Source organism: Polaromonas sp. AER18D-145 (assembly GCF_002379095.1).
Lineage (GTDB): Bacteria > Pseudomonadota > Gammaproteobacteria > Burkholderiales > Burkholderiaceae_C > Polaromonas.
This window is the reverse complement of the sequence record NZ_NBZV01000084.1, coordinates 1-7,394: the sequence shown is the minus strand read 5'-3', so window position 1 is coordinate 7,394 and position 7,394 is coordinate 1. Positions and strand designations below refer to the sequence as shown.

Below are 7,394 nucleotides of genomic sequence, written 5' to 3'. Positions count from 1 at the left end.
GAAAAAAACAGGGCGTTCCGGCAAGCTTACGCTGTGCGGGGCGTCTGCGGCCCCTGTGGGTGCCTTCGGCGCTGGCAACCTCTAATGCGCTATTAATACAGTAGCTGCCGGCGCTTGTTGTATAAGGGCTGGCGCCCATTTTTATCCATCTTTTGAGTCCCTAAGGCGTTGGCGCTGCCTGCGCCTGCCAAGGGCTCTCAAGGTGTGCCAGGGGGCTGGAAAAGCCCCAGCGTCGATAATCAGGGGATGACTTCTTCCCCTTCGACTTCCGGCGCAGCAAGCACCGACTTCAGCACGCTGCCGCTGAACCCTGCGATGCAGGCCAATCTGAAAACCCTGGGCTACCTCGCCATGACCCCGATCCAGGCGGCCAGCCTGCCGCTGGCGCTGGCGGGCAAGGACCTGATCGCGCAGGCCAAAACCGGCAGCGGCAAGACCGCTGCCTTTGCGCTGGCCCTGCTGGCCAACCTCAATGCGCGGCGTTTTGCGGTGCAGGCCATGGTGCTGTGCCCGACGCGCGAGCTGGCCGACCAGGTTGCCACCGAAACCCGCCGCCTGGCGCGGGCGGAGGAAAACGTGAAGGTGGTGGTGTTGTGCGGCGGCGTGCCGCTGCGCAACCAGACCGCCAGCCTGGAAAACGGCGCGCACATCGTCGTCGGCACGCCGGGCCGCATCATGGACCATCTGGCGCGCGGCAACCTGAACCTGGAAGCCATGAACACGCTGGTGCTCGACGAAGCCGACCGCATGCTGGACATGGGCTTTTTCGACGACATCGCCACCGTCGCCAAGCAGTGCCCGAAAGAGCGCCAGACCCTGCTGTTTTCGGCGACCTACCCGGAAGGCATCGCCAAGATCAGCCAGCAGTTCATGAAGACGCCGCAAACCATCACGGTGCAGGCGCAGCATGAAAAAACCAAGATCCAGCAGCGCTGGTACCAGGTGCCCGACAGCGACCATGACGAAGCCCGCCTGGGCGCCGTCGCGCAGGTGCTGCGCCACTTCCGACCGGCCAGCACGCTGGCGTTTTGCAACACCAAGTCGCAGTGCCGCGCACTCGTGGCCTATTTGAAAGACCAGGGCTTCAGCGCGCTGGCGCTGTTTGGTGAACTGGAGCAACGCGAGCGCGACCAGGTGCTGGTGCAGTTTTCCAACCGCAGCTGCTCGGTGCTGGTGGCCACCGACGTGGCCGCGCGCGGCCTGGACATCTCCCAGCTCGAAATGGTCATCAACGTCGACGTGACGCCGGACGCCGAGGTGCACATCCACCGCATCGGCCGCACCGGCCGTGCCGACGAAGAAGGCTGGGCCATCAGCCTGGCCAGCATGGACGAGATGGGTTACGTCGGGAAAATCGAGGTGCTGCAAAAGGCCGAGTCCGAATGGCACAAGCTCAGCGAGCTGACGCCGGCCAGCAACGAGCCGCTGCTGCCGCCCATGGTGACTCTGCAGATCGTCGGTGGGCGCAAGGAAAAAATCCGCGCCGGCGACGTGCTGGGCGCGCTGACCGGCGAGGCCGGCAACATGCCGCCCTTCACGCGCGAGCAGGTCGGCAAGATCAACGTCAACGAGTTCTCCACCTATGTCGCCGTGGACCGCGCGATTGCCAGCCAGGCCCAGCAAAAACTGGCCACGGGCGGCGTCAAGGGCAAAAGCGTCAAGGTGCGCTTCATGGACGAGGCCTGAGCGGTAACCCTGTGGCCGCCGGCGCGCCAACTCCCTCCGGGCTGGCCGTGGTGGTGGGTGCCGGTGGCGCGCTGGGCGCGGCCTTGCTGGCGCAACTGCAGCGCGAGGGGCCCTACGACCGGGTGCTGGGCCTGGGCCGTGCGGGCGAGATCCGCATCGACTATGCGGATGAGGCCAGCATCGCCGCGTCGGCGCAGGCCATCGCCAAGATGTGTGCCGAGTCCGGGCTGACGCTGCGCCTGCTGCTGGTCGCGACCGGTTTTCTGCATGGTGCGCAAGGGCAACCCGAACGCGGCTGGCGCCACCTCGACGCTGGCTACCTGCAGCAGGTTTTCCTGGTCAACACCTTCGGCCCGGCGCTCTTGATCAAACATTTTTTTCCGCTGCTGCCCCGGCAGGGGCGCTGCGTGGCCGGTTTTGTGTCGGCCAAGGTTGGCAGCATAGGCGACAACGCGCTGGGTGGCTGGTACGGCTACCGGGCCTCGAAGGCGGCGCTCAACCAGCTGGTCAAAACTGCGGCCATCGAGCTGACACGCAGCAACAGGGAAAGCATTTGCGTGGCGCTGCACCCGGGCACGGTGGACACGCCGCTGAGCCAGCCCTTTGCCAAAACCGGGCTCACCGTGCGCCCGCCGCAGGAAGCCGCCGGTGATCTGCTTGCTGTGATCGCTGGTCTGGCGCCGGCCGATTCCGGGGCGCTGGTGGATTACCGGGGGCAGACACTGCCTTTTTGAGGGCTAAGTTCAAAAAACGCCTCCAGCCCTTGAGTGGATTGCGCTAATAGCTATCAAAACAGGAGCAAACTGCGTTCCGCCCGGCCGCCGGCCGACAGGCCGGGGCGGGACCCGCGTGTGTCTGTAGGCGGCCAGGCCTGGTACGCGTCAGACCCGGCACCCGGCGCGGATGCGCTTGCATCGCCAGCATCATGGCCGTTCGGCCCGTTGTGACCCGCTGCCTGTTTTTGCGCGCCACAATCGATGCAGCGCGGCGCTGCCAGTGGTCTCCCGTTGTCACGCCACCCCGCCATTTCTCTGCGCACGCAGTCTGCCTGAACCAGGCTTGGCTGCGGCATCACTCCAGGAAGACACTGTATGGTCAGGCTTGAATTTTCCATTGAACTGGGTTACCAGGTGGCCGATGCCGGCTGCGATTTCATCTTCAACATCCATGCGGCCCACACGCGCGAGCAGGCGGTGGTCAGCGAGACCCTGGGCATCAGCCAGGTTCTGCAGCCCGAGTTTTATACCGACGCGGTCAGCCGCAACCGCTACCTCAAGTTCAGGGCCATGCCCGGTCCGCTGACGGTCAGTTACGGCGCGACGGTGGACATCCGCCACCATGTGGCGCAACCCGACCAGGTGACAGAGGTCGGCGTGTTGCAGTTGCCCGGCGCGGTGCTGCCTTACCTCTACCCCAGCCGTTATTGCCAGTCCGACAGGCTGCACCGGCTGGCCGTCAAGGAGTTTGGCCAGCTGCGCCAGGGTTACAGCCGGGTCCAGGCCATCCGCGACTGGGTCCACCAGCGCGTGAGCTTCATGTCCAACAGCTCCACCGGCAACACCACGGCCATCGACACGCTGATCGACGAGGCCGGCGTCTGCCGCGATTTTGCGCACCTGATGATTGCGCTGTGCCGCGCGGTCAACATCCCGGCGCGGTTTGTCAGCGGCATCGACTACGGCGCCGACCCGGCCTTGGGTCCAACCGATTTCCACGCCTATGTCGAGGTTTATTTGGGCCACCGTTGGTACATGTTCGACCCCTCGGGCACGGCGATTCCGATGGGTTTTGTGCGCCTGGCCACCGGCCGCGACGCAGCAGACGCCGCGTTTGCAACGATGTTCGGCGGTGTCAGTTCCTCGGCGCCGGTGATCAGCATCGAGGCCTTGCCCGATGATCAGGGCCAACTGGTGGTGCCCCAGCATGTGGCTGAGGCGTTGTCTACCGACGGGGGGTAGAGCCCCCACGTTCGCTCACTTCGTGTAGCTCTCTGCCCCCCGAGGGGGCGCCGCGCCTGCGGCCCGGCCCTTCGACGGGCTCAGGACAGGCCGAGGCCGGTTCCGCGGCCCCTGCCTGGTTGAAGAGCCGCCGCGCCCGCACGTTTCATATTCGTTCGTCCTGAGCCTGTCGAAGGACGCCCCCCGAAGGGCTGTTCAGGCGCCGGGGTTTGCCGCAGCGCGCCGGCGCCGCTCCATGTAAGCCTGCAGCTCGCCGACCACACCCTTGCGGAAGGCCAGCACACACAGCACAAAAATCACGCCGATGATCACGGTGACCCACGAGCCCACCTTGTCGGCCAGCAGGTTCTGCAGCGAGATCACGATGCCGGCGCCGAACACCGGGCCGAAGAAGGTGCCGACACCGCCGAGCAGCGTCATCAGGATCACTTCGCCCGACATCGACCAGTGCGCGTCGGACAGGGTGGCAAAACCCATGACCAGGGTTTTGAGCGAACCGGCCAGGCCGGCCAGCGCGGCCGACAGCACAAAGGCCAGCAGCTTGTAACGGTCCACCTGGTAGCCCAGGGAAATCGCGCGGGGTTCGTTTTCACGGATCATCTTGAGCACCTGGCCGAAAGGCGAACGCACGATGCGCGAAATGGCCAGAAAACAGCCGACAAACACCGCCACCACCAGGTAATACATGGCGGTGTCCGACTCCAGCGAGAACAGGCCGAACAGCGCGCCACGCGGCACGCCCTGCAGGCCGTCTTCACCACCGGTAAAGGGCGCCTGCAGGCAGACGAAATACACCATCTGGGCAATCGCCAGCGTGATCATCGCGAAATAAATGCCCTGGCGCCGGATGGCGACCACGCCAACCACCAGGCCGATCAGACCCGCGGCCACCACACCGGCCAGGATGCCGAGCTCGGGCGTCCAGCCCTGCGACTTGACGATCCAGCCGGTGGCATAGGCGGCCGAGCCGAAAAACGCCGCATGGCCGAAGGACAGCAGGCCGGTGAAACCGAGCAGCAGGTTGAAGGCGCAGGCAAAAATGGCGAAGCACAGCAGCTTCATGACAAACACCGGGTAGAGGCCGAGCAGGGGCGCCACCAGCGCCAGGATCAGCAGCGCGATATAGGTGATTCGAATGAGTTTGGCGGCTGGGGTCATCTGCTTGTTGTCATGGGGGGAATTGATGGCAGGGCGCATGGCTCAGGCCTCCTTGCCGAACAGGCCGGCGGGCCGGAACATCAGCACGATGACCATGATGACGAACACCACAATGTTGGACGCTTCGGGGTAGAACACCCGTGTCAGCCCTTCGACGATGCCCAGGCCCAGGCCGGTCAGGATGGAGCCCATGATGGAGCCCATGCCGCCGATCACCACCACGGCAAACACCACGATGATCAGGTTGGAGCCCATCAGCGGGTTGACCTGGATGATGGGCGCGGCCAGCACACCGGCCAGCGCGGCCAGCGCGGCGCCGGCGCCGTAGGTCAGCATCACCATCATGGGCACGTTGATGCCGAAGGCCTGCACCAGCGCGGCGTTTTCGGTCCCGGCGCGCAGGTAGGCGCCGAGCCGGGTGCGTTCGATCAGGTACCAGGTGCCCAGGCAGACCACCAGCGACACCAGCACCACCCAGGCGCGGTAGTTCGGCAGGACCATGAAGCCCAGGTTGGTCGCGCCCGAGAGCAGCTCAGGCACGTTGTAGGACTGGCCCGATGCGCCATACAGCTCGCGGAACACGCCCTCAAGAATCAGCGCCAGACCAAAGGTCAGCAGCAAGCCGTACAGCGGGTCGAGCTTGTACAGGTGTTTGAGGAAAAGACGCTCGATGACCACGCCGAGCGCGCCCACCAGCAGCGGCGCCAGGATCAGCGCCGCCCAGTAATTGATGCCGAACTTGTCGAGCATGATCCAGGCAGCAAAGGCGCCCAGCATGTAGAGTGCGCCGTGCGCAAAATTGACCACGCCCAGCAGGCCGAAGATCACCGCCAGCCCGAGGCTGAGCATGGCGTAAAACGCGCCATTGACCAGGCCCAGCAACAGCTGGCCCAGAAAGGCTTGATGGGGAATACCGAAAATTTCCATGGAGACCCGTCAGTTCACGCTGTGAGAGTACAAACAATAGCAAAGTAAAAAGTGGCCGGCCGCGCTGCGGCCGGCCACTGGTACTGCAACCCGGAAGTAGCGAAACAAGGTGAAAGTGATGACTTCGTGCCCAGGGCAAGGCGCAAGCCGCAGCGAAGGCTGTGCGCCTTCGCAAGGATTGCAACGCCGCCATGGGTGCGAAGGCGCGCTTTCATGTTTCGATATTTTCGGGTTGCGGTACTGAGGGTCAGCTTACTTCTTGAGCAGGGCGCACTTGGACTCGGCGACCGTGGTGAAGGCCTGGTCGCCAGGGATCTTGGCCACGGTTTTGTAGTAGTCCCATGGCGTGGTCGATTCCTTGGCCGACTTGACCTGGAACAGGTACATGTCGTGGATCATGCGGCCGTCGGCGCGGATCTGGCCCTTGTTGTAGAAGTCGTCGATCTTCATGCCCTTGAGCGTGGCCATGACCTTGTCGCCGTCCGTCGTGCCGGCGGTCTGCACGGCCTTCAGGTAATTCGTTGCGGCCGAGTAGTCGGCGGCCTGCAGGCTCGAAGGCATGCGCTTGTACTTGTCGAAGAAGCGCTTGGCAAACTTGCGGGACGCATCGTCCTGGTTCCAGTACCAGCTGTCGGCCAGCTGCAGGCCTTCGGTGTTGGCCAGGCCCAGGCTGTGCACGTCGTTGATGAACACCAGCAGGCCGGCCACCTTCATGGTCTTGTTGATGCCGAATTCCTTGGCGGCTTTCATGGCGTTGGTGAAGTCGCCGCCGGCATTGGCCAGCGCCAGCACCTGGGCCTTGGACGATTGCGCCTGCAGCAGGAAGGACGAGAAGTCCGACGCATTGAGCGGGTGGCGCACGGCGCCGGCCACGGTGCCGCCGTTGGCCTTGACCACGGTCGATGCATCACCTTCGAGCGAGTAGCCGAAAGCATAGTCAGCCGTCAGGAAGAACCAGTTCTTGGCACCGGACTTCACCAGGGCGCCGCCAGCCACCTTGGCCAGGGCCACGGTGTCGTAGGCGTAATGCACGGTGTAAGGCGAGCAGGCTTCATTGGTCAGGCGGGCCGAGCCGGGGCCGATGGCGATGAAGGGTTTCTTTCTTTCTTCGGCGATCTTGGCCATGGCCAGTGCCGTACCCGAATTGGTGCCGCCGATCAGCATGGAAAGGCCATCCTTGTCCATCCACTCGCGCGCCTTGGAGCTGGCCACGTCGGCCTTGTTCTGGTGGTCGGCGGTCAGCACTTCGATCGGACGGTTCAGCACCTTGCCGCCGAAATCCTGCGCCGCCCACTTGATCATTTCACCGCCGGCCGGGCCGTCGATGTCGGCGTACAGGCTGGACATGTCGGTGATGAAACCGATCTTGACGGGGCCGGTGTTCTGCGCGGAGGCAGCGGCGGCGAAGCCGATGGCCAGTGCGGCGACGAGGTTTTTGAGTTTCATGGGGTCTCCTTGGGTTGTGGTCGAAAGCGGAAAAGGGGGAAGGGTCTGGCCTGGCGGCGGTCAGACACCGAGGTATTCCTGCAGCATGCCCATGTTCTGGGTCAGCTCGTTCTGGGCAAACTGTTTCACGATGGTGCCGTGCTCCATCACGTAAAAGCGGTCGGCCAGTGGCGCGGCGAAGCGGAAGTTCTGCTCGACCAGCACGATGGTGTAACCCTT

Annotated in this window: 6 protein-coding genes and 1 pseudogene; 3 read left to right on the top strand and 4 right to left on the bottom strand. The window is 64.2% G+C overall.

The genetic code is table 11. The features are described 5' to 3' along the window. Positions 1–246: 246 nt before the first annotated feature. The 3 genes from dbpA to B7G52_RS22670 all read left to right on the top strand — a co-directional run bounded on the left by dbpA (position 247) and on the right by B7G52_RS22670 (position 3,644). Positions 247–1,686 carry an ATP-dependent RNA helicase DbpA gene (gene dbpA / locus B7G52_RS22680; protein ID WP_096699926.1) on the top strand — a complete coding sequence of 480 codons (1,440 nt, stop codon included), beginning with the start codon at positions 247–249 and terminating at the stop codon, positions 1,684–1,686. An 11-nt stretch (positions 1,687–1,697) separates the two neighbouring features. After that, on the top strand, positions 1,698–2,420 hold the full coding sequence (locus tag B7G52_RS22675; RefSeq protein WP_240523589.1) for an SDR family NAD(P)-dependent oxidoreductase: 723 nt from the start codon (positions 1,698–1,700) through the stop codon (positions 2,418–2,420). A 357-nt stretch (positions 2,421–2,777) separates the two neighbouring features. Then, positions 2,778–3,644: a transglutaminase family protein gene (locus B7G52_RS22670; protein WP_096699925.1), complete on the top strand. Its 867-nt coding sequence runs from the start codon at positions 2,778–2,780 to the stop codon at positions 3,642–3,644. Positions 3,645–3,839: 195 nt separating this feature from the next. Here B7G52_RS22670 and B7G52_RS22665 read toward each other — a convergent pair whose 3' ends face one another. The 4 genes and pseudogenes from B7G52_RS22665 to B7G52_RS24260 form a co-directional block, all read right to left on the bottom strand. Next, positions 3,840–4,802: a branched-chain amino acid ABC transporter permease gene (locus B7G52_RS22665; RefSeq protein ID WP_096699927.1), complete on the bottom strand. Its 963-nt coding sequence runs from the start codon at positions 4,800–4,802 to the stop codon at positions 3,840–3,842. 42 nt (positions 4,803–4,844) lie between these two features. Next, positions 4,845–5,729 (bottom strand): branched-chain amino acid ABC transporter permease, encoded by an 885-nt coding sequence (locus tag B7G52_RS22660; protein ID WP_096699924.1) that lies wholly within the window; start codon positions 5,727–5,729, stop codon positions 4,845–4,847. A 252-nt stretch (positions 5,730–5,981) separates the two neighbouring features. Continuing rightward, positions 5,982–7,175 carry an ABC transporter substrate-binding protein gene (locus B7G52_RS22655; RefSeq protein WP_096699923.1) on the bottom strand — a complete coding sequence of 398 codons (1,194 nt, stop codon included), beginning with the start codon at positions 7,173–7,175 and terminating at the stop codon, positions 5,982–5,984. A 60-nt stretch (positions 7,176–7,235) separates the two neighbouring features. Beyond that, positions 7,236–7,394, bottom strand: a pseudogene (locus tag B7G52_RS24260) (ABC transporter ATP-binding protein); the annotation flags it as partial.

Excerpts from the sequence above, each read along its gene's own strand:
- dbpA (WP_096699926.1), top strand. The coding sequence starts at position 247 with ATGACTTCTTCCCCTTCGACTTCCGGCGCAGCAAGCACCGACTTCAGC.
- B7G52_RS22670 (WP_096699925.1), top strand. The coding sequence starts at position 2,778 with ATGGTCAGGCTTGAATTTTCCATTGAACTGGGTTACCAGGTGGCCGAT.
- B7G52_RS22665 (WP_096699927.1), bottom strand. The coding sequence starts at position 4,802 with ATGACCCCAGCCGCCAAACTCATTCGAATCACCTATATCGCGCTGCTG.
- B7G52_RS22660 (WP_096699924.1), bottom strand. The coding sequence starts at position 5,729 with ATGGAAATTTTCGGTATTCCCCATCAAGCCTTTCTGGGCCAGCTGTTG.
- B7G52_RS22655 (WP_096699923.1), bottom strand. The coding sequence starts at position 7,175 with ATGAAACTCAAAAACCTCGTCGCCGCACTGGCCATCGGCTTCGCCGCC.